General features: G+C 72.0%; 21 protein-coding genes and 1 pseudogene. 9 read left to right on the top strand and 13 right to left on the bottom strand.

The annotated features are described in order from the left end of the window. Window positions 1-81: 81 nt before the first annotated feature. Window positions 82-1,782 (top strand): carbohydrate-binding protein, encoded by a 1,701-nt coding sequence (locus tag ETD85_RS25465; protein WP_206058567.1) that lies wholly within the window; start codon window positions 82-84, stop codon window positions 1,780-1,782. 94 nt (window positions 1,783-1,876) lie between these two features. Here ETD85_RS25465 and ETD85_RS25460 read toward each other — a convergent pair whose 3' ends face one another. Further along, complete coding sequence (locus ETD85_RS25460) at window positions 1,877-2,818, bottom strand: GlxA family transcriptional regulator (protein WP_138692298.1); 942 nt, start codon at window positions 2,816-2,818, stop codon at window positions 1,877-1,879. A 71-nt stretch (window positions 2,819-2,889) separates the two neighbouring features. On the opposite strand from ETD85_RS25460, the gene ETD85_RS25455 reads away from it, so the two are divergent. Beyond that, a complete protein-coding gene (locus ETD85_RS25455) occupies window positions 2,890-3,780 on the top strand; it encodes a Rossmann-fold NAD(P)-binding domain-containing protein (protein ID WP_138692297.1) in 891 nt (296 codons plus the stop codon). Window positions 3,781-3,805: 25 nt separating this feature from the next. Here the strand turns inward: ETD85_RS25455 and ETD85_RS25450 are convergent, their stop codons facing one another. The 4 genes from ETD85_RS25450 to ETD85_RS25435 all read right to left on the bottom strand — a co-directional run bounded on the left by ETD85_RS25450 (window position 3,806) and on the right by ETD85_RS25435 (window position 8,030). Next, the gene (locus ETD85_RS25450) at window positions 3,806-5,551 is read right to left on the bottom strand and encodes an atrophin-1 family protein (protein ID WP_138692296.1); all 1,746 of its coding nucleotides are present in this window, start codon (window positions 5,549-5,551) and stop codon (window positions 3,806-3,808) included. Then, window positions 5,548-6,450, bottom strand: a complete 903-nt coding sequence (locus ETD85_RS25445; RefSeq protein WP_170246834.1) for a protein phosphatase 2C domain-containing protein — start codon at window positions 6,448-6,450, stop codon at window positions 5,548-5,550. Before ETD85_RS25445 ends, ETD85_RS25450 begins: the two co-directional genes overlap by 4 nt. A gap of 29 nt (window positions 6,451-6,479) precedes the next feature. Further along, window positions 6,480-7,157, bottom strand: coding sequence for a vWA domain-containing protein (locus tag ETD85_RS25440; RefSeq protein WP_138692294.1), 678 nt, complete (start codon window positions 7,155-7,157; stop codon window positions 6,480-6,482). Between the two features lie 270 nt (window positions 7,158-7,427). Continuing rightward, window positions 7,428-8,030, bottom strand: a complete 603-nt coding sequence (locus tag ETD85_RS25435) for a hypothetical protein (RefSeq protein ID WP_138692293.1) — start codon at window positions 8,028-8,030, stop codon at window positions 7,428-7,430. A gap of 116 nt (window positions 8,031-8,146) precedes the next feature. On the opposite strand from ETD85_RS25435, the gene ETD85_RS25430 reads away from it, so the two are divergent. Next, on the top strand, window positions 8,147-8,980 hold the full coding sequence (locus ETD85_RS25430; RefSeq protein WP_138692292.1) for an alpha/beta fold hydrolase: 834 nt from the start codon (window positions 8,147-8,149) through the stop codon (window positions 8,978-8,980). A 31-nt stretch (window positions 8,981-9,011) separates the two neighbouring features. Here the strand turns inward: ETD85_RS25430 and ETD85_RS25425 are convergent, their stop codons facing one another. The 5 genes and pseudogenes from ETD85_RS25425 to ETD85_RS65920 all read right to left on the bottom strand — a co-directional run. Further along, a complete protein-coding gene (locus ETD85_RS25425) occupies window positions 9,012-9,407 on the bottom strand; it encodes a RidA family protein (RefSeq protein WP_138692291.1) in 396 nt (131 codons plus the stop codon). A gap of 79 nt (window positions 9,408-9,486) precedes the next feature. After that, on the bottom strand, window positions 9,487-9,696 hold the full coding sequence (locus ETD85_RS25420) for a hypothetical protein (protein WP_138692290.1): 210 nt from the start codon (window positions 9,694-9,696) through the stop codon (window positions 9,487-9,489). Between the two features lie 91 nt (window positions 9,697-9,787). Continuing rightward, entirely contained in the window at window positions 9,788-11,035 is a 1,248-nt protein-coding gene (locus ETD85_RS25415) for an MFS transporter (protein WP_138692289.1), read from the bottom strand. Window positions 11,036-11,107: 72 nt separating this feature from the next. Further along, window positions 11,108-11,314, bottom strand: coding sequence for a response regulator transcription factor (locus ETD85_RS25410; RefSeq protein ID WP_240779408.1), 207 nt, complete (start codon window positions 11,312-11,314; stop codon window positions 11,108-11,110). 457 nt (window positions 11,315-11,771) lie between these two features. Beyond that, a pseudogene (locus ETD85_RS65920) lies at window positions 11,772-11,882 on the bottom strand (ATP-binding protein); the annotation flags it as partial. A gap of 125 nt (window positions 11,883-12,007) precedes the next feature. Here ETD85_RS65920 and ETD85_RS25400 point away from each other — a divergent pair. Together ETD85_RS25400 and ETD85_RS25395 are read left to right on the top strand one after the other, a co-directional pair. Beyond that, the gene (locus ETD85_RS25400) at window positions 12,008-12,478 is read left to right on the top strand and encodes an SAM-dependent methyltransferase (protein WP_138692288.1); all 471 of its coding nucleotides are present in this window, start codon (window positions 12,008-12,010) and stop codon (window positions 12,476-12,478) included. A gap of 107 nt (window positions 12,479-12,585) precedes the next feature. Further along, the gene (locus ETD85_RS25395) at window positions 12,586-13,254 is read left to right on the top strand and encodes a flavin reductase family protein (RefSeq protein ID WP_138692287.1); all 669 of its coding nucleotides are present in this window, start codon (window positions 12,586-12,588) and stop codon (window positions 13,252-13,254) included. On the opposite strand, the gene ETD85_RS25390 is transcribed toward ETD85_RS25395, so the two are convergent. From ETD85_RS25390 to ETD85_RS25380, 3 genes are read right to left on the bottom strand one after another with little or no spacing between them, the layout of a single operon-like run. Next, a complete protein-coding gene (locus ETD85_RS25390) occupies window positions 13,228-13,743 on the bottom strand; it encodes an NUDIX hydrolase (protein WP_138692286.1) in 516 nt (171 codons plus the stop codon). The genes ETD85_RS25395 and ETD85_RS25390 overlap by 27 nt on opposite strands. A gap of 32 nt (window positions 13,744-13,775) precedes the next feature. After that, window positions 13,776-14,519 carry an ABC transporter permease gene (locus ETD85_RS25385; protein WP_138692285.1) on the bottom strand — a complete coding sequence of 248 codons (744 nt, stop codon included), beginning with the start codon at window positions 14,517-14,519 and terminating at the stop codon, window positions 13,776-13,778. Beyond that, a complete protein-coding gene (locus tag ETD85_RS25380; protein ID WP_138692284.1) occupies window positions 14,500-15,441 on the bottom strand; it encodes an ATP-binding cassette domain-containing protein in 942 nt (313 codons plus the stop codon). The genes ETD85_RS25385 and ETD85_RS25380 overlap by 20 nt, the downstream gene beginning before the upstream one ends. A 252-nt stretch (window positions 15,442-15,693) precedes the next feature. Here ETD85_RS25380 and ETD85_RS25375 point away from each other — a divergent pair, with 252 nt between their 5' ends. The 4 genes from ETD85_RS25375 to ETD85_RS25360 are packed head-to-tail and all read left to right on the top strand — an operon-like array spanning window position 15,694 to window position 21,104. Continuing rightward, window positions 15,694-16,236: a P-loop nucleotide/nucleoside kinase family protein gene (locus ETD85_RS25375; protein WP_206058566.1), complete on the top strand. Its 543-nt coding sequence runs from the start codon at window positions 15,694-15,696 to the stop codon at window positions 16,234-16,236. Between the two features lie 50 nt (window positions 16,237-16,286). Continuing rightward, window positions 16,287-17,243: a GH25 family lysozyme gene (locus ETD85_RS25370; protein ID WP_170246833.1), complete on the top strand. Its 957-nt coding sequence runs from the start codon at window positions 16,287-16,289 to the stop codon at window positions 17,241-17,243. Window positions 17,244-17,289: 46 nt separating this feature from the next. Further along, entirely contained in the window at window positions 17,290-17,811 is a 522-nt protein-coding gene (locus ETD85_RS25365; protein WP_138692282.1) for a C40 family peptidase, read from the top strand. 11 nt (window positions 17,812-17,822) lie between these two features. After that, a complete protein-coding gene (locus ETD85_RS25360) occupies window positions 17,823-21,104 on the top strand; it encodes an ATP-binding protein (protein ID WP_138692281.1) in 3,282 nt (1,093 codons plus the stop codon). Window positions 21,105-21,119 lie beyond the last annotated feature (15 nt).

Genomic DNA, 21,119 nt, shown 5'->3' with positions numbered 1-21,119 from the left:
AGAGGTGTATAAGAGACAGGTCCCTCGGGCATGCGCGTCTGGCTGCCCGCGTCCACCCCCCACCCCCTCTAGGAGAGCGACGTGTCCTTACGCTTACGAGCCCTTGCCTGCGCTCTGACCACCGCCGCCGCCACCGTCCTGATCTCCGCGTCCCCCGCCGCCGCGGCGGGGGCCACCCTCACCGTCAACGTCGCCCAGCCGTTCCGGCCGGTCACCCACGCCGCCTCGGGCGGCCTGTACGGCCTGGCGGAGAACTCCCGGCCCGCCGACTCCACCCTGCTGCCCATCAAGGTGAACTCGCTGACCCAGCCCGCCCCCGGCGTCGGCCAGCGGCCCAACGGCCAGCCGCCCGGCGGCGACTCCCTGCTGGTCGCCCCCCAGGCCACCAGGGTCGGCGCTGGCCAGTTCATCCGGATGCCGGACATCTATCCCGACTTCCCGTACCGGTGGGTGAGCTGGGACGACTGGCTGGCCAAGGTGAACACCATGGTCAACGCCAGGTTGTCGGCCAGCACGGTCACCAACGTGATCGGCTGGGAGCTCTGGAACGAGCCCGACTACACCTGGAACACCTCCGCCGCGGGCAACTTCAACGACGGCTGGGTGCGTACCCACCGCGCCGTGCGCGCCCTCGACGCGCAGACCCCGATCGTCGGCCCCAGCACGGCCGTCTACGACCGCTCCTGGATGCAGTCGTTCCTCACCCGCGCCAGGGACACCGGCACGCTGCCCGACATCATCTGCTGGCACGAGCTGACCAACCCCACCAGGATCGCCACCGACATCGCCGACTACCGCAACCTGGAGTCCTCGCTCGGCATCAGCCCGCGGCGCATCTCCATCAACGAGTACGCCGCCCCCGCCGAGGTCGACGTGCCCGGCCGCATCGCCAGCTACGTCGCCAAGCTGGAGCGCGCCGGCGTCGAGTCCGCCCACCGCGCGTTCTGGTACGAGTACGGCACCATGAACGGCCTGGTCGTCAACAACAACCAGCCGACCGGCACCTGGTGGCTGTACAAGTGGTACGGCGACATGGCCGGCAGCATGGTCACCACCGCCACCACCACGACGACCGGCCTGGACGGCTTCGCCGCCTACGACGGCACCCGCAAGATCGTCAACGTGGTGTTCGGCAACGAGGCGGGCACCAACACCGTCAACCTCACCGGTCTCGGCGCGCTCGGCTCCAGCGTGCGCGTCACGCTGCTGTCCAGCCCCTCCAGCGGCCGCTTCACCGCCGTGACCGCGCCGGCCGCGGTGTCCAGCACCACCAGGACGGTCAGCAACGGCCAGCTCAGCGTCTCCGTGCCGAACATGGTCGCCACCAGCGCGTACCAGCTCGTCGTCGAGCCGGCCAGCGGCGTGCCGTCCTACCAGCAGCGCTACGAGGCCGAGAACGCCGCGCCGTTCCGCGCCGAGCGGCTGACCGCCGCCGGCGCGTCCGGCGGCGGCTACGTCGGCCGCATCGACAACTCCGGCACGCCGCGCACCGACAGCTACGTCGACTTCGTGGTCAACGTGCCGGCGGCCCGCGCGTACACGATGACCATCGGCTACGCCAACGGCACTGGCGCCACTGCCACCCAGGGCCTGGCCTACAACGGCGGGGCCTGGAGCACGGTGAGCTACCCGCCGACCGCCGGGTGGGGCCAGTTCGGCGCCACCGTCAGCACCAGCGTCACCCTCAGAGCCGGCTACAACGTGATCCGCCTGGCCAAGGGCTCGCCGTTCTTCGCCGGCGGGACCGGCTACGCCGAGCTGGACTACATCCAGCTCACCTGAGCGCCGGACCCGGCCGGGACCGCACGCCCGGCCGGGACCGCACGCCCGGCAGGCTCGGCGCCCCGTGGCAGGCGCGCCGGGCCTGCCGCCGGTCTCAGCGGGAGGCGTCGGAGGGCGCCCGGTTGAAGCTCGCGCGATAGGCCGTGGGAGTCAGGCCGACCCGGCCGGCCAGATGCTTGCGGAGAGAGTCGGCGCTGCCCAGGCCGCTCTTCTCCGCCACCTGGTCCATGGGCAGAGCGGTGGTCTCCAGCAGCTCCCTGGCCCGGTCGACGCGCCGGTGCAGCAGCCATTGGAGCGGGCTCAGCCCGGTCTCGGCGTGGAAGCGCCGGGTGAGGGTGCGCACGCTCGTCCTGGCATGCCCGGCCAGGTCGGCCAGGGTGAGCGGGCGGTCGAGCCGCTCCAGCGCCCAGGCGCGGGTGGGGGCGAGCGAGGTGCCGCGCTCGGGCGGCAGCGGGGTCTCGATGAACTGGGCCTGGCCGCCCGGCCGTACGGGGGCGACGACCGCGAGCCGCGCGGCCGCGTTGGCCGCCGCGGCGCCGTAGTCGAGCCTGATCAGGTGCAGGCACAGGTCGATGGCGGCGGCGGCGCCCGCCGAGGTGAAGATGCCGCCGTCCTCGACGAAGAGGACGTCGGGCCGGACATTGACGGACGGGAACCGGGCGGCGAGGTCGCCGGCCAGCCCCCAGTGCGTGGTGGCGCGGCGTCCGTCGAGCAGGCCGGCCTGCGCCAGCACGAAGGCCCCCGTGCACAGCGAGGCGATCCGCGCGCCGCGGGCCGCGGCTTTCCGCAGGGCGTCGAGGACCTCCTGGGGAGCCTGCTCGCCGCCGCTGCCGACCGCGATCACGGTGTCGGCCCACTCCACCGCGTCCAGGCCGTTCGTCACCACGACGTCCGGCCCGCCCACGGTCGGCACCGGGCCCGGCCGCGCCGTGCAGATGCGCACGTCATAGTGCGGGACGCTGTTGAACACCATGAGCGGGATCGAGACGTCGAAGCTCAGCACTGGGGGTACGACGACCGCGGCGATGCGATGCATGGCCAGATCCTCCGGATAGTTGGCATTCTGGCCACTATCTCACGAGGCCAGAGAACGACACCGTTGTCAGCATGAAATCTCATGTCATCGTGGGTCGCGGGGCCACCGCGACGAAGACCGCTCTGCTGCTCGCCGAGGACGGCGAGCGGGTCCGCATGATCAGCCGTACCGGCGGCGGGCCCGAGCACCCGCTCATCGACCGGGTCGCCGCGGACGCGACCGACACCGATCGGCTCACCGAGCTGACCGAGGGGGCGGACACGCTGTTCACCACCGCGGCACCGGCGTACCACGCCTGGCCCGAGCAGTTCCCGATCCTGTCGGCGTCGCTGCTCACGGCGGTGGAGCGGACCGGCGTCGCCTACGTCATGCTCGGCAACCTGTACGCCTACGGGCCGGTCGACGGGCCGCTGCGGCCGGACTTCCCGCTGACCGCGACCGGGCCCAAGGGCCGGACCAGGGCGCGGGTGTGGGAGGAGGCCGCCGCCTCGGGGGCGAAGGTGACCGAGGTGCGGGCCGGCCAGTTCTACGGCGCCGGCGCCTACTCGGTCTTCAGCCTCATGGTGCAGGGGCAGGTGCTGGCCGGCCGGCTCGCCCTGGTGCCGCAGGAGCTCGACGTGCCGCACAGCTACTCGGCGATCGGCGACGCCGCACGCACGCTGGTCGCCGCGAGCCGCGACGAGCAGGCGTACGGCAGGGCCTGGCACGTGCCCACCGCGACGTTGTCGGTACGGGAGCTGGCCGGGCGGCTCGCCCGGCTCGCGGGGGCGCCGGAACCGCGGCTGGAGGAGATGACCGAACGCGACCTGACCCTGCTCGCGTTCACCGAGCCGTTCTGGGCGGAGCTGCACGAAGTGCTCACCAAGCCCGGCCACCCGTTCGTCGTCGACTTCACCGAAACGGAGAAGATCCTCGGGGTGAGCGCCTCCCCTGTGGACGACGTGCTCCGGGAATTGTTCTAGCGCGGGGCGGCGCCGGGACCGCAGGTCAGTTGTCGTGGTAGACCATGGGCCCGGCCGCGTTGAACGCCGCCTTGGACGCGTCCTTGAGCCACGGCCGCACGCTGGTGGATGAGGCGCGGTTGGTGTAGATGGCCATGGTGTGCAGCAGGTACCGGTGCGTGGAGCCGATCCACCCCCACGTCTGCGCACGGTTCCAGCTGCCCGAGTCGCAGAGCCCGGCCCCCGGGCCCTTCCTGGGGCACACGATGCCCCAGTCGTCCGCGTAGGCGGTGTCGAGCCTTGAGTACGCGGTGTCGGCCCGGTCCGCGTTCTTCAGCGGGACGACCCAGACGGACACCATGATCCGCCGGTTCGCCGGGGCGTTCGGGTTGACGTAGGCGCCTTTGATCATCTTGGTGCAGCGTGCCTTGCGCAGAGCGCTGCGGACATTGCTGTCGTGGTACGAATCCGGGCACTTGCCTACGCCGCTCGCCTTGAGGTTGTAGCGCACGCCCTTGGCGGTGGTGAAGGACTCCGGCAGCAGGGCCGTCGGCGTCAGCGGGGTCGGGTCGGTGGCCGAGCTGTCGAGGTCGGCGATGCTGAACGGCTCTTCGGTGGGCTCGTCGCTCGGCTCCTGCGTCGGCTCCTCGGACGCGGATTCCGAAGGCTCCGGGGAGGGGGAGTAGGTGTAGGAGGGCTCGGCGAGGGTGAACGAGGCGCCGGAGGACGGCGCGTTCGAGCTCACGCTCTTGACGGCGGCGTTCACGCCCACCACGGCCAGCACCAGGGCGAGCACTCCCGCGCCGACGCCGAGGCCGATGACCTTGGCCGGGAAAGGGCTGCCGCTGGTCTGCGGCGGTATCTGGGGGAAGGAGCCGGGAACGCCAGGAGGACCGGGAGGGCCGGGAGGAGGGAGCGGCGGTGGTGCCACGGTGGTCGGGGCGGTGGAGGCCGACAGCGCGGTCTGCCTCAACAGCGTGGCCCACTGCGCGGGAGCGGGCCGCTGGGACGGGGGCTGGTGCAGCCCCGCCGACGCGAGATCGGCCAGCGCGGGGCTGACGGCGGCCAGCCGGCCGAGGTCCGTGGCGGACTGGTCGCGGGCGAAGACGCGGACGGTCAGCAGCGCGAACTTGTAGGCGTCGCTCTGCGGCGTGCCCTTCTGCTCGTCGGAGGGGATCTGCCAGTCAGGCGTCTCCACCTGCGGTAACGCCTCCGTCCCGCCCAGCCGCATCGCGTCGCAGTCGATGAGGAAGCACTCCGGCGAGCCCTCGGTGGAGAACAGCAGGTTCTTGGGCGACAGGTCGCCCACGACGATGTCCATCGAGTGCAGCCGGGCGAGCGTGTCGGCCAGGTCGGCCAGCAGCAGCAGGCGGTCGCGCTCGCTGACCCGCAGGCCGATCTGGCCGACGTACGCGTCGTCGTTGAGCAGGAACTCCATCGTCGTCAGTTTGCGCACGGTGCCCGACAGCGTCCGCAGGTCGAAGGAGAACCTGTGGGGCACGGCCCGCATCAGGAAACCGGTGACGGCGCCGTCCGCCTCCACGAGCCCGGCGGGCCAGGCCGTCTTGTCGCACAACCAGGCGGCGTCCCATCCCTGGAGCCGGCCGATCAGGTCCGTCATCGCGGTGAGGGCCGTGACGTCGAGCCGCTGCAGGACGTCCGGATCGTACTCCTTGTAGGCGACGTCCCACTGGCGGTTGATCTTGCGGTCGAGCACTTCGTGGACCGTCCCCTGGCCGCCTTGGCCGAGGCGTCGTCCGAGGCTGAGCGTGGCGCGGTCCGTACGGCTCATCGGCCCTCGCTCCGGGGCCAGAGCGCCAGCAGGGTGCGGTCGTCGTCGAACGTCTCCCGGGAGAAGTCGAGCAGGTGGGCCAGCCACATGGGGGACGGCGGCACGGCCAGGTGCTCGGCGAACAACGCGCCCACCTGGCCCCCGCCGTCGCCGAGCGGATCGCCGAATCCGTCGGTCCCCACCAGCAGGGCCTGGCCGGGCACCAGCTTCCCGAACCACTGCTCCAGCTTCCTCGGCACCCTGGGGAGGGCGAAGACCGCGCTGGCGACCACGTCTCCCTCGGTCTTCGGCGCGAACAGGGGATGGAACCACGGCCGGGTCAGGTCGAGCACCCAGGCGCCCGAGTCGCCGACCCGGAACAGGGCCAGCTCGACGCCGTCCGGCCCGGAGCGCGCCGTGCCCGCCACGAGAGTGGTCGCGACCAGCTCCTCCACCTGTGCCAGGTCCGGGTCCTCCCGCTGCAGCAGCGCCGCCGCCTGCCGGCGCAGCGTCTCCACCACGTACGAGACGACCGCCGGGAAATCGTGGCCGGGGCCGCCCTCGTCGAGCTGCGCGTGGATGGCCCAGACCGCCGATCGGCAGGACTCGGCCGCGCCGACCGTCGCCGCGGTGGCGCTGGACAGCCCGTCGGCCACGGCGAACACCACGGTGCCCGTGCCCTCGTGCAGCACGGCACAGGTGGCGTCCTGGCGGGGCTGGCGGTAGTAGCGGTGCCGCTCGCCGCGCACGGAGGCCGAGCGGAGCGTCAGCTCCGGGGTGGACCACCCGTCGCATTCGGAGTCGGGGCACGTGCCGCCCACCAGGCGCGGGGGCGCCGGCTCGAACTCCGGGCCGGGGATGTCGATGACGACTCGTCGCCACGGCTGGATGTGGCCGGCCTGTCGTTGCACGCGCTGCACGTACCCGACCTCCTGAGCTCGCGTCGGCGTCAGACCTCGTCGATCGCCAGCCGGAACTGCTCCGGCCGGTTCACGACGAGCGTTGGGTTGCCGTCGGCCATGGCCCGGCCGGACGCGACCAGGCTCGCCGTCAGCGCGTGGAAGAACTCCGCGATCGCCCGGCCGATGTCGGCGCTGGGCAGCGCGACGAAGGCGAACTCCTGGCGGGTCGCCACCTGGAGCATCGTGTCGGCCCGCGCCGACCCGATCCCGCAGGCGATGATGTTGGGCGCGAACGGCTGGGTGTTCCGGTCGACGAGCATCCGGTGCGGGTCGTGCCAGTGCCGGCCGTCCGTGGGCTGGCCGTCGCTCAGGAAGAACGCCACCGGGCGGTGCACCTTGTAGCCGTCGTTCTTGAGCATCTGCACGTCATGGGGAATGCGCTGCAACAGGTCGGCGAAGGCCGCGCCGTAGTTCGTCGCGCCGCGGACCGCGAGCTGCGGCAGCCTCTCGACCATCCGCATGTCGCTCAGCCCCTGCCGCAGCTGCACGTCGTCGGAGAACCCGAGGATCGCGAGCCGCACCTTCGCCGCGATCATCGGCTCGGCGCGTAACCCGTTGCACAGCGCCGCCAGCCCTCCGGACAGATCCTGGTAGTAGGGGCCCATCGACGCCGACTCGTCCGCCACCACGTAGGCGGGCAGGAGCACTCCCCGCGTTTCGGCCATCGTGCACCCACCGCCCCTTCGGCTATGCCCTTGTCGGGAGACCCTAGCGTCCTTGTGCTGTAGATCAAAGGCATCGAACCCAGGATTTGTCGGCCTGTTCACCCACATAACGCTTTCTCGGCTGCTGCCCAAGAACCCGCCGGGTCGATGACCCGAACGCGGTCGCCGACCTGGTGGCGGAGGTTTCCTCGCTCCGGGCATCCGGCAGGGAGCCGCCAGGCCGGGCGGGCGCCGCCCGGCCCCTCTCCGGGTCCAGGACCCGGCGCCTGCTCACTGCAGGACCGCACGCTGCCCGAACGGATTCCATTCGACGGTGATGAGCCCGCCGTATCGTCCGGCCAGTCTGCGACGCAGCCCCTGGTCGAAGGCATTCGTGCGCAGGACGACCCGGTTGAGCTCCGCGTCGATCCCCATGGCGAAGGCGGCGGGCTCGCGGATCGGCCCGTCGTCGTCCATCACCCTGTGCAGTGCCGCATGGCTGTTCGCCACCGCCCGCACCTCCGGCACGATCGAGTACGTGATCCGGCTCCCCTCCGACCAGTACTCACCGGAGAGCGCCGGGGCGGCCAGTTCACGTCCCCGCGCGGTGACGTAGGGAGCGACGAGCCGGTACGGGCCGCCGTGCGCGATGTAAGGGGGAGCGAGGTCGTCCGGATGCGCAGCGGCCCGCTCCTCCGCCATCTGCTGCGCCCGGTTGAAGGGCTCGATCCCCTCGTACGACCTGACCAGCACGGGTTCCACGAGCTCGTAGTACACCTCGACCGCGTCGTCCGAGGCGGGCTGCACGATTACGCGCCACTCGCCGAGCAGGACCGCGGGCGCCGCCGTGACGGCGTAGACGGCCAGAAGCGTGAAGATCGTCTTCAGTCGCATGCGGGCCGAGTGTAGGCCGTCAGGGCTGCTTCTGGGCGAAGACAGACGGCGGTGGCAAACTTCTGCACCGAAGCGACGACCGTGCAGCCTGCTCCCGTGAGAGGAAGGGTGACGAAATGATCGAGCTGGACGTCCCGGTGAGCGGAGGCCGCACGCTGCACGTCTACGACGCGGCCCCGGAGAGCGGGCGGTTGCCCGTCATGTGGCATCACGGCACGCCGGACCTCGGGGCGCCTCCCGAGCCGCTCTTCGCCGCGGCCGACCGGCTGGGGCTGCGCTGGGTGTCGTTCGACCGGCCAGGCTACGGCGGCTCCGGCGTCGCCCCGGGGCGGACCGTGTCGTCGGTCGCCGGTGACGCGGCGAAAGTCGCGGACGCGCTCGGCATCGATCGCTTCGCCGTCGTGGGGTACTCCGGCGGCGGGACCTATGCCCTGGGATGTGCCGCGGTGCTGGGCGGCCGCGTCCAGGCCGTGCTGAGCCTGGCCGGCATCGCCCCGTACGGCGCCGACGGGCTGGACTGGTTCACGGGCATGGTTCCGTCGAGCGTGGCCGCGCTGGGGACGGCGGCGGCGGGCCGCGTGGCCAGGGCGGCGCTGGACGCGTCGGGTTTCACCTACGACTGCGAGTTCACCCCGGCGGATCTGGCCGTGTTCGAGGGGCCGTGGGGATGGCTGGGCAAGGTCGGGCAGCCGGCGCTCGACGCCGGCCCCTACGGCCAGATCGACGACGACGTCTCCTACACCCTTCCCTGGGGCTGCGATCCCGGTGCCATCGGTGTCCCGGTCCTTCTCCTGCACGGCACCGAGGACCGGATCATCCCCGCCGGCCACGGATCGTGGCTGGCGGCCCACTGCCCGGCCGCCGAGCTGCGGCTCTGCGCCGGCGACAGCCACTTCACCATCGTCACCCACGCCGAATCGGGCCTGGAGTGGCTGCGCGGCCAGATCTGACGTCTCACCGGCCTGGGCGAGCGGCCGGGGCTCAGTCGACGACCGCGATCGCGTCCACCTCGATCAGGTAGCCGGGCGCGGCCAGCCGCTCCACGCCGAGCAGCGTGTCGGTGGGCTTGTGCTCGCCGAACAGCGCGACCCTGGCCTCTTCGATGACGGGCAGATATTCGCGGCGGTGATCGACGACGTAGATGCCGATCTTGGTGACCTGGTCGGGGCGGGCGCCGGCGGCGGCGAGGGCGCGGCCGAGGTTGGCGAACACCTGCCGGGCCTGGGCCGCGAGGTCGCCGGGCGCGACGAGGTTGCCCGCGGGGTCGTCGGACATCTGCCCGGCCACGAACACCAGCCGGCTGCCGCTCGCGACGATCACGTGGCTGTAGGTCTCCGGGCGGTCCAGATCCTCGGGTTGGATGATCTCAAGAGCCATTGCCGCAAATCCTGCCGTCGAGCGAAGAAGGGCCGGGAACATCGTACGGTCCGAGATCGCCAGCCCGGATCGGCGCGCCTCAGCGCTTCTTCCGCCGGAACAGTGCGAACTCGATCAGCAGGCCCAGTGCCGCGCCTCCGCCGAAGGCGAGTGCCTCGTCGGGGCCCAGGCCCGTGTCCCGGGTCATCAGCAGGGTGACGAGCACATTGCCGACGATCATGCCCGCGACGACCAGAACGACGAGCCGCACCGCCGGCCAGACGGATTCCCTGGGCTGCTCCTCGCTCATGACGGATGCGCCTCCTGGCTCGACGACGTCGCACTATACGTAGACAGGCTACACGTTCAGGGCGTAGGCAGTCTACATATACGGGTGGGGGTCAGCTGGTCCAGGCGGCGGCGCTCGGCCGGGGGCGGGTGGCCCGGCGGCTGACCAGGAGGAGCAGGCCGATGGCGGCGAGCATCCCGGCGGCGATGATGAGCACGAGCGTCTGGAAGTCGGACCCGCCGGCCACCAGGCCGAACAGCGGGGGGCCGAGCAGCGAGCCGAGGCTGCCCATCTGCGCGATCACGCCGTTGCCCACGTCGGCCTGGTCGAGGCGCTCCAGCACCAGGGGGAGGGCGGCGAAGACGAGGGCACCCAGGAACCCGTTCTCAAGAGAGACGACCCCCGCCCCGGCCAGGGTGGCGGCCAGCGAGCCGTCGCCGCCGTACATCAGCCAGGCCGCGGGCACGGTGAGGAGCCCGAACAGGGCTAAGACGCCGAGCGGCGCGCCACGGCGGAGCAGCACGCCCACGCTCAGCCCGCCGAGCGCGCTCAGCAGCGAGACCACCGAGGTCATGGCGCCCGCGGCGGCGGCCGAGCGTCCGTGCTGCTCGATGAGGAGCGTGGGCAGGAGGACGACCACCGGCAGCGTCACCAGCACCGCCAGGCAGAAGGCCGCGGAGAGCAGCCCGGGCCACGCCAGCGCCCGCGCCCGGGGTACGGCCCCGGCCGCCGCCTGCCGGGCCGGGCCACGCGGCAGCCGCACCCAGGCGACCAGCGCCATCACGAACGTCAGGCCGGCGACGAGCCCGATCCAGCCGCGCCACCCCAGAGCGGCGCCCGCCGCGCCGCCCGCCAGCGTGCTCGCCCCGAGGCCCACCGGTACGAACGTGGCCCAGATCGACAGGGCCAGGCCGCGGTCGCGTTCGGCGGAGAGGCGGAGGACCAGGGCCGGGCAGGCGATGATGACCAGGAGGTAGCCGATGCCTTCGAGGACTCGCAGGGTCAGCAACCAGGTGAAGTCGCCCGCCGCCGCGCTCGCCGCGCTCGCCGCCGCGGTCAGGGCCAGGCCGGCGACCAGCGATCTCTCCGTGCCGACGCGGCGGATTACATAGCCGGCGGGCAGGCCGACGACGGCCCCCACGCCGACGACCGCCGAGATGATCCAGCCCAGCTGCGACAGCGACAGCCCGAGCCGGTCCGCCACCTCCGGCCCGACCGAGGCGAACTTGCCGAGGCTCATCGCCGCGACGACCCCGCCGAGATAGACGACGGAGATCGTCACCCACTGCGTGCGCCGCTCGGACTCCTGGCCCTGGCCCTGGCCCGGCTCCGAGATCCCTGACGTCGGCCGGGGGTTCATGGGCACTCCTTCAGACGAGGTCGCGAGGGCCTGGCGGGTCCGTTTCGATCATCGTCGTGCGGATGGTGCCGTTCAACCCCCGCCGGCGGGATGCCGGTTCTCGAAGTCGATGGCCGCCAGGCCGGCGCGCGACGATACGCCCAGCTTCGGATAGGCCTTGTACAGGTGGAAGCCGACCGTCCGGGGGCTCAGGAAGAGCTGGGCGCCGATCTGCCGGTTCGTGGCACCGGTCGCGGCGAGCTCCGTGCGGGCCCGCTCGGCCCAGGGCGCGGCGCCCATCGCGGCGAAGCGGCCCATCGCCGCGCGCAACTGCACTCCCGCGTCGGGTCGGCGGCGCGCTCTTCGGAGCCACTCGCCGTACAGCAACTGCGTCCTGGCCTCCTCGATCACCCGCTCGCGCACCTCGGGCACCAGGTCGGCCGCCGCCTCGTCCAGCAGCCGCGCGCAGTCGGCCCGGTCGAGCCCGGTGATCCTCAGCTCGGGGACGCCGCGGACGGGCAGCACGGCGCCGTCGTCGCGGGCGGCGAAGACGATGGTGATCCGCTCGGCGCCCAGCCTGCGTGCCGCGAACACCAGCGCGTCCACCGAGGCCCGGTCCAGCCACTGCACGTCGTCGACGAGGCACAGCAGCAGGTGCAGCGCCGCGAAGGGCAGCTCCGCCTCGGCCTCGACCCCCGGTGACCCGCAGCACCAGCAGGTCGTCGCCGGCCGAACCGGCGACCTCGGCCAGCAGCGCCGACTTGCCGATCCCGGCCTGGCCGTACACGACGACGGCGTTGCCCCGGCCGGCACCCGACTCGGCGATCAGCCCCCGCAGCAGGGCGATCTCGGCGGTTCGCCCGATCATGATGCCCTGACCTTACCTAACCGCTGGCGGCCGGCCGGAAGGAGACCGGTCATGGTCACTTATCCGGTCACGGTGCCGCACCCTTACGGTCGTCAGCAGTCGCCGATCGACAGTGGAGGAGAGCCATGAGCACGAACGTCATCACCTTGGAGCCGGTGGGCGTCGTCGCCGGCGGGCGGACGGAGGCGTACGACGACGACTGGAACACCGAGGAGGCGCTGATCCGCCTCGACGCGACCCGCTTCGCCCCGGACGCCCTCGCCGGCCTGAGCGAGTTCTCCCACCTGGAGGTGGTCTTCCAGTTCCACCTCGTGGACTCGGCGTCGGTGCACACCTCGGCCCGCCGCCCCCGCGGCAATCCGGACTGGCCGGCGGTGGGCATCTTCGCGCAGCGGGCCAAGAACCGGCCGAACCGGCTGGGCGTCTCCCGCTGCCGCCTGCTCGCCGTCGATGGGCTCGACGTGCGCGTACGCGGCCTGGACGCCATCGACGGCAGCCCGGTGCTCGATCTCAAGCCGTACATGACGGAGTTCGGGCCCCAGGGCGAGACGGTGCAGCCCGCCTGGGCGACCGAGCTGATGCGCCACTACTACTGACCGCCCCGCCGCGGATCGGGCCTGAGCCGGACGGCGCCGTCCGCCGGGCAACGAGACGTCCGATCGCCGCCAGCGCCTGAGCGCGGCCGGGCGCGAAAGTGGTGCGTATGAGCGTTGTCGTTGACAAGCAGACCCGTATCGAGCCGAACATCCTCTACTTCGGCACCCCCGTCGTCCTGATCTCCACCTCGAACGAGGACGGAACGGCCAACCTGGCACCCATGTCGTCGGCCTTCTGGCTCGGATGGCGGGCGGTCCTGGGGCTCGGCGCGCGGGCGAAGACCAGCCAGAACCTGTTGCGGACGCGCGAGTGCGTGCTGAACCTGCCCTCACACGACCTCGCCGACGCCGTCGACCGGCTGGCGCTGACCACCGGGTCCGATCCCGTTCCCGACCGCAAGCATGAGCGTGGCTACCGGTTCGTGGCGGACAAGTTCGGGCGGGCGGGGTTGAGCGCCGTGCCGTCCGAGACGGTGACGCCTCCGCGGGTCGGCGAGTGCCCGGTGAGCATGGAGGCCGTGGTCGAGGCCGTGCATCCGATCGGTGACGGCGGGGTGCTGTCGTTCGAGGTGCGGGTGCAGCGGGTGTACGTGCACGACGAGATCCGCATGGAGGGCACGAGCGACCGGATCGACCCGGACGCCTGGCGGCCGCTGATCATGAGCTTCCAGAAGCTGTACGGACTGGGACCGCAGGTGCATCCGTCCAGGCTGGCGAGCATTCCCGAGCGGTGGTACCGGTCGGAGGACCTAGAGCGGGCCCGTGAGATCCAGTAGCGCCAGCCAGGTGCGGCCGGGGCAGCGGCGCTCGATCTCCTCGCGGGTGAGCCAGCCGGCGTGAGTGCTCTCCGAGCCGGTCGGCGGGCTGGCCGGGCCGCCCGGCGCGCGCAGGGTGGCCCGGAACATCGCCATGTACGTCAGCGGCGCGTACCGGTAGTCGTCCGGCGGCGGCTCCAGCAGCTCGATGCGCTCCCAGGCGAAGACCGACAGATCGGACGGGGGCAGGCGCAGGCCGGTCTCCTCGTAGAGCTCGCGGACCGCGGCGTCGAGCGCCGTCTCGCCGGGTTCGAGATGGCCGCCGGGGATGTCCCAGCCGCGTCCCTCGCGGTCCACGCACGTCATGAGGATCCGGCCCGCCTGGTCGGCGACGAACGCGAACGCCGACGTCGTCTGCCCGGCAGGCGGGAGGGCGGAGGAGAGCATCAGGTCGAGGCGGTGCGCCACGGGGATCCACGGGACCGTGTTCGTCGCGATCAGCTCGGTCATGGCTCCCCCTCCCGGAACGCCTGCCAGCTTAGTCAGACGCCCTTGCGCATCGCCCGGTTGCCCAGGTGCAGGCCCACCGCGGCGACCGCGACGGCGGCCGCGGCGCCGTACAGGACCGAGGGGGCGGTGAGGTCGCCGGAGAACAGGGCGCGCTGGGCGTCGACGATGTAGGTGACGGGATTGACCTGGCCGACCACCCGCAGCCAGCCGGGGGCGGTCTCCAGCGGCAGCAGGACGCCGGAGAGCAGCAGCAGCGGGAACATGATCGACTGGCTGACGATGTAGAACAGGGTGCCGCCCGGCGCCGACTTGATGGCCAGGACGAACGAGAACGCGCCCAGCCCGACGCCGAAGACGACCAGCTGGGCCAGCCCGGCCAGCACGCCCGCCACGTGCAGCTCGAAGCCCAGCGGGATGGACAGCAGGATGATCAGCACCGCCTGCGCCAGCAGGATGATCATTTCCTTCATGGTCCGGCCGACCAGCATCGCCGTCCGGTTCAGCGGCGTGACCATCAGGCGCTCCATCGAGCCGCCGATCAGCTCCACGAGCAGCGTGTATCCGGAGCCCATGGGGCCGGTCAGGCACATCATGACTAGGATCCCCGGCACGAACCACTGCCACGACGCCCCGACCGCCCCGTCCAGCAGCGACCCGAACAGGAACAGGAAGAGCAGCGGCTGGCCCATCTCGAACAGCAGCCCGGCGGGCTCGCGGACGACCGGCGCGAACTCGCGGGAGAAGACGGTGGTGGTGTCACGCAGGAATGTCGTCATCGGTGAGGCTTCTCCCGGTAAGAGTGAGGAACACGTCGTCGAGGGTGGGACGGGTGGTCTCGGCCGCGGTGACCTTGATGCCGGAGCCGTCCAGGGTTCTGAGGTAGTCGGGCAGCGCGGCGGCGGCGTTGGGGACGCGCACGCGCACGGTCGTGCCCTCGGCGGTCGCGCCGGCGAGCTCGGCGGCGGCCCGCGCCTCCTGGTCCGTGGCGGTCGTGATGGTGATGTGGTCGCCCGCGAGGTCGTTCTTGAGCTGCTCGGCGGTGCCGTCCGCGATGATCCGGCCGTTGTCGATGATCACCACGCGCTCGGCCATGCTGTCGGCCTCCTCCAGGTAGTGCGTGGTCAGGAACAGCGTCGTCCCGTACGTCTCGCGCAGCCGCAGGATGTGCTGCCAGATCTCCGCGCGGCTCTTCGGGTCGAGGCCGGTCGAGGGCTCGTCGAGGAAGAGCAGGCCGGGGCGGTGGATGAGGCCGAGCGCGATGTCCAGGCGGCGGCGCTGGCCCCCGGACAGGGTGCCGGGCTTGCGCTTGGCGAGGGGCCGGAGGTCGAGCAGGTCGAGCAGCTCGTCCGCCCTGGTGCCGGCCTGCCTGCCGTCGAGGCCGTAGCAGCGGCCCTGGGTGACGAGCTCGTCGCGGACGCGGAAGTTCTCGCCCGCGCTGTTGCGCTGGCCGACGTAGCCGATGCGGGCGCGTACGCCTGCCGGGTCGCCGGCCACGTCGCGGCCCGCCACCGTGGCGGTGCCGGCGGTCGGCGGCAGGAGGGTGGTGAGCATCCGGAGGGTGGTGGACTTTCCAGCGCCGTTCGGCCCCAGGAAGGCCACGAGCTGGCCGGCCTCGACGTCCAGGTCGATGCCGCGGACGGCCTCGACCCGCTCCTTCTTGACGGTGAACACTCGGGTCAGTCCCCGGGTGTGGATCATGTTCGGTCTCCTCCGGGCATGGCGAAGAAACCCCTGGTCGGGGCTCGGTTTGAGGATCGGATCCAGTTTGCGGAGCGGAATGCTGATTTGGCAAACGCGAACATTACGTACATATACCGGCGCTGACCTGCGAAAACGCCGTCGGCCGGCCGGCTCGGGAACGGCCGATTTCCGGGCTCTGAAGTGCGGTTTTTCGGGGATCGGAAAAGTTTTCCGCCCGGACCGCGCAGGGTTGCGGAAACATGTCGGAGCGTGGGCGAGCTGATCGTGTTGGTGAACGGGCTGCCGGGCTCCGGCAAGACGACGGTCGCGCGGGCGCTGGGCCGGGCGCTCGGCCTGCCGGTCTTCAGCAAGGACGACCTGAAGGAGACGCTGGCCGACATGCTGGAAAGGCCGGAAGGGGTCGGCGAGCGGGAGTGGAGCAGGCGGCTGGGCGCGGCGGCGGGGGAGAGCCTGTGGACGCTGCTCGCGAACGCCGGGCGCGGCGCGGTGCTGGAAAGCCCGTGGCCGGCGCCGCTGCGGCCGGTGGTCCTGGCCGGTCTCGAACGGGCGGGCGTCCGCGACCCGGCCGCGGTGCGGGAGGTCTGGTGCGAGGTGCCGCCCGAGCTGGCCAGACGCCGCTACGAGCGGCGGAGGCGGCATGCGATCCACTGCGACGGCGAGGTGGACGACGAGCGGTGGCGGGAATGGGTGGCGGGGGCGCGACCGCTGGGGCTCGGGCCGGTCTATCGGCTGGACACCTCGATAACAGTGGATATATCTGGACTTGCGGCATTGTGTGAAACTCCGCAATGATCTCCGGCGTGAAACGTCTGTTATTCGTAGCGGTAATTGCGGTTGTCGGGATGGGTGGGGTCGCCCAGGCGGCCGACGGAGTTCCCGGGGTTGATGTCAGCAACTGGACCGGTGAGATCGACTGGGAAAGCGTCTCCTCGGGTGGTGGAAAGTTCGCATTCGTGCAGGCCACCGAGGGTACGAACTATCGCAATCCAAGTTTCGACGCCCAGTTCGGCGGTGCCGCGACGGCGGGGTTGGTGCGGGGTGCTTATCACTTTGCGCAACCGCACGAATCCGATGGGACAGCCCAGGCGGATTATTTCCTGCAGAACGGCGGCAACTGGATCAGCGACGGCCAAACGCTGCCCGGAGTTCTCGATATCGAGGACAACCCGTACAAGGACAAGAACGGGAAGAACAACTGCTACGGCCTGTCCGCCAAGGACATGGTCACCTGGCTCAAGGACTTCACCAAGAAGTATCGGGCGGCCACCGGCCGGCACGCGATCATCTACACCACCACGAGCTGGTGGCAGACCTGCACGGGGAACTCCGACAAGTTCAGGTCCAACCCGCTCTGGCTGGCCCGCTGGGGCAGCGAGCCCGGTGAGCTGCCGAAGAGCTGGAAGAAGCACACGTTCTGGCAGTCGGCGGAGAAGGGCCCGCTGGCCGGCGGCCAGAACTCGTTCAACGGCTCGGAGTCCCAGCTCAAGACGCTGGCCAACCCGCCCGCCGAGGTCAAGGTCTCGGGCGCGGCCAGGAGCAGGAAGACCTACACGGTCACCATCTCCAACGTCGGCCCCCACCCCGTGAAGGACGTCAAGCTGTCGGGGCGGGCGTTCGGCGGCCAGCGGGTCGTGCGGGCGCCGGGGTGCACGTTCAGCGGCACGGCGGTGCGCTGCTCGATCGGCGAGCTGCCGCGCGGCAAGAAGGCGACGTTCACCTTCACCACCAAGCCCAAGGCGAAGGGCTCGGTCGGCATGTACATCACCGTCGGATCGGTGAAGCTCACCCTTAGGGCCTGATATTGCAGGATGTATCCCGGGGCCCAGTGCAAAAGGGGGGAACGGGATGAGGCGGCGGTTAGCCGTGGCGGCGGCGTTCGTCCTGCTGTTCGCCACGGCCTCGATGCCGCTGGACGCGTACGTGCCGCCGCGGATCGTCCGGCTCGCGTACGAGATCGAGCAGCGCGGCGTCGTGTACTCGTGGGGCGGCGGCCACAGCGAGGACCCCGGCCCGTCGAAGGGCACGTGCAAGGGTTACCAGGGCACGATCAAGCCCTGCCCGGCCGGGCGGACGCGCGGCCTCGACTGCTCGGGTTTCACGCGATGGGTCTACGCGCTGGCGCACGGCCGGGACGTGCTGGGGCCGGGCAACACCAACGATCACGTACGGAAAATGCGCCGCGTCCGCGCGCCCGCCCCCGGCGACCTGGTTTTCTTTGGAAAAATCACGAAAAAGTCCGTCAAAACTCACCATGTAGGCATCTATCTGGGCCGTGGGAAGATGATGAACGCCCCTGAGACCGGGGCCGTGGTGCGCATCGACGACATCGCGCGGAAGAAGGACTTCGCGGGCTTTTACCGGTACTGAAAAGGGTGCCCATGCTCCATCTCCACATCCTTGGACCGCTCCAGGCCACCATGCACGGCCGCCGCCTGGACCTCGGCTCCGCCAGGCAACGAGCCGTGATCGCGCGGCTGGTGGCGGCCGGCGGCCAGGTGGTGTCGACCGACCGGTTCATCGACGACCTGTGGCAGGGGCAGCCGCCACCCAAGGCACTGGCCGCCCTCCAGGTCTACGTCTCGAACCTGCGCCGCGTCCTCGAACCGGACCGCCCGCCGCGCGCCCCCGCCACGGTGATCGTGAGCGCGCCGCCCGGCTACCGGCTCTGCCTGCCCGAGGGCAGCGTGGACGCGTGGCGGCTGCCCGGCCTGATCGACGCCGCGGGGGCCGCGCTCAAGCAGGGCGCGGGTGCGGTCGCGTACGACCTGCTGGACCAGGCGCTGGGGCTGTGGACGGGGCCCGCGTACGGGGAGTTCGCCGACGACTGGGCGGCGCCCGAGGCGACCAGGCTGGCCGAGCTCCGGCTGATCGCCCTCGAATACCGGGCCGAGGCCGCCCTCATGCTGGGCCGCCACGCCGAGGCCGTGCCCGAGCTGCGCCACCACGCCGACCAGCATCCGCTGCGCGAGAACGCCGTGCGCCTGCTGGCCCTGGCCCACTACCGCTCCGGCAGCCAGGCCGAGGCGCTGGCCGTGCTGCGCCAGGCCCGCAAGAGCCTGGCCGACGAGCTCGGCGTCGATCCCGGCCCCGTCTTACGCGCCCTCGAACAGGACATCCTGCTCCAGTCGGACTCCCTGCACGCTCCCGAGGTCGTCGAGCAGGTACGCGGGCAACCTGCCCCCGCCCCGGCGGCCACGATCGTCGGCAGGGTGCGCGAGCTGGCGATACTCCGCGAGGAAGCCGAGCACCCCGCGCACAGGACGGTCTGGCTCGGCGGTGAGCCGGGGGCGGGCAAGAGCACGCTGGCCGAGGCGTTCGCGGCCGAGCTGGGCGAGCGCGGCTGGCGGGTCGCGGTGGGCCGCTGCCCGGAGATCGACGGCGACGCGCCGCCCGCGTGGGCGTGGAGCGAGATCGTCCGCCGGCTCGCCGAGCTCCGGCCGCCCGGCGAGCCGGCCAGGCTGGCGCCGCTGCTGCACGACGGCGTCGCGATCCAGAACCAGTTCCAGCTCGCCAGGGCCGTGGCCGGCTACCTGGCGGCCAACGCGCCCCTGGTCGTGGTGCTGGAGGACGTGCACAGGGCCGACGGCGAGACCCTGCACCTGCTGCGGCACCTCAAGCAGACCGCCAAGCTGCTGGTCATCGCCACCTACCGGCCCGCCGAGACGACCGACGACCTGGCCGCCACGCTGGCCGCGCTGGCCGTCAGCAGCCGGCATCTGGAGCTGGCCGGGCTGGGCGAGAACGAGGTCGCCGAGCTGCTCGCCCGCCACTCCGAGCGCGAGCCGGACGCGGCGACCGTCCGGACGGTCACCGAGCGCACGCTCGGCAACCCGCTGTTCGTCTGCGAGATCGCCCGGCTGCTCGCCTCCGAGGGGCTCGCCGCCGCCGAGGCGCTGCCGCCCGGCGTGCGCGACCTGATCAGGCGCCGGATCAGCCGCCTGCCCGCGACCGCCCAGACCGTGCTGCGCAACGCCGCCGTCGTCGGCAGGGACGCGGACGTGGACGTGCTGATCGCGCTGCACGACGGGGACGAGGAGACGGTGTTCGACGGGCTGGAGGCCGGGGTCATGACCGGGCTGCTGGCCGAGCCGGGGCCGGGCCGGGTCAGGTTCACGCACGTCCTCGTGCGGCAGGTGCTCTACGAGGACACGGCCAGGATCCGGCGTACCCGGCTGCACGGGCGGGTGGTGACGGCGCTGGAGCACGTCCGTCCAGCGGACGTGGCCGCGCTCGCCCACCACGCGCTGGAGGCCGCGGCGCCGAGCGCGGTGCGGTACGCGCGGGCGGCGGCCGTGCAGGCGTCCGGGCTGTACGCGCACCGGGAGGCGGCGGCGCTGTGGCGGGCGGCGCTGGAGTTCGCCGCCGACGACGAGACCAGGCTGGACCTGCTGTGCGGGCTGGTCTCGGCGCTCGGGCACGCCGGTGACGTGGTGGGCGCGGTGTCGGCCAGAAGCCAGGCACTGGAGCTGGGCCTGCGGCTCAAAGCCGGCCTCGGCGGCACGGACCGGGCCGAGCCCGGCGGTGCGGGCCAGGCCGGTTCCGGCGGCGGCGGTCGCGCCGATGCCGTGGTGCGGGCGTTGACCTCGTACGACGCGCCGGTGACCTGGACGATCCAGCAGGACGTCCGGCTCGACACCGGTTTCGTGGCGGCCGTCGAGGCCGAGCTGGCCGCGGACCCCGACGACGCCACGCGGGTCCGCCTGCTCGCCGCGCTGGTCTTCGCGGTGGAGAGCCACGACGACGCCCTGGTGGACGCCGCCGGCACCGAGGCGCTGGCACTGGCCCGCCGCCTGGACCAGCCGGACCTGCTCTGCATGGGGCTCAACGCGCGCTACTTCGCGGTGCTCTCGCCGGAGCACCGCGACGAGCTCGCCGCCATCGGGGCGGAGCTGCTGGAGCTGGGCGGGACGCACCGGCTGGTCGGCTACTCGACCCTGGGCCACCTCTGCCTGATGATGAACGCCGCGGGCCGCAACGACCTGGCCACCGCCACCCATCACGCGGACGCGGGCGTCCAGGTCTCGACCAGCGGGCAGCTCGGCCTGTCGCTGTCCGTGCTGTCGCTGTTCGGGGCGATGCGGCAGCTGGTGGCGGGTGACTTCGACGGGGCGGAGGCCGCGTACACGTGGCTGGCCGACCTGATGGCCGAGCGCGGCGGCGCGAACGCGGAGGCGATCGGGCTGCTCGGCCGCTACGTGGTGCGGCACGCCCGCGGCGACGTGCACAAGTCGGTGGCGGAGATCGCCGGGCACTTCGACCAGGTGCCGCGGCCCGGGATGGTCGAGCTGTACGCCGGGGTGCTGGCGGCCAGCGGGGACCTGCCGGCCGCCAGGAAGATCTGGCGGCCGGACGAGCCGCATCCGCGCGACTACTACTGGCTGCTCTGGGAGACGCAGCGCGCGATGACCGCCGTGGCGCTGGCGGATCGGGAGGCGGCCGCGCGCTCCTACCGGAACCTGCTGCCGTGGGCGGACGAGGTGGCCGGGATGCAGAGCGGCTCGGTCGTGCTCGGGCCCGTGGCGACGGTGCTCGGGGACCTGGCGCGGGTGCTGGGGCTGGAGGCCGCCGCGCACTACGAGAAGGCCGTCGAGGTCGCGAACGTGGTCGGCTCGGCGCACTGGGCCGGAGCCGCCGCGCGCCGCCTCACCCAGGGCACGTGATGCGGCGGGCGCCCG

Source organism: Nonomuraea zeae (assembly GCF_005889725.1).
Lineage (GTDB): Bacteria > Actinomycetota > Actinomycetes > Streptosporangiales > Streptosporangiaceae > Nonomuraea > Nonomuraea zeae.
This window is presented reverse-complemented; position numbering and strand designations above follow the sequence as displayed.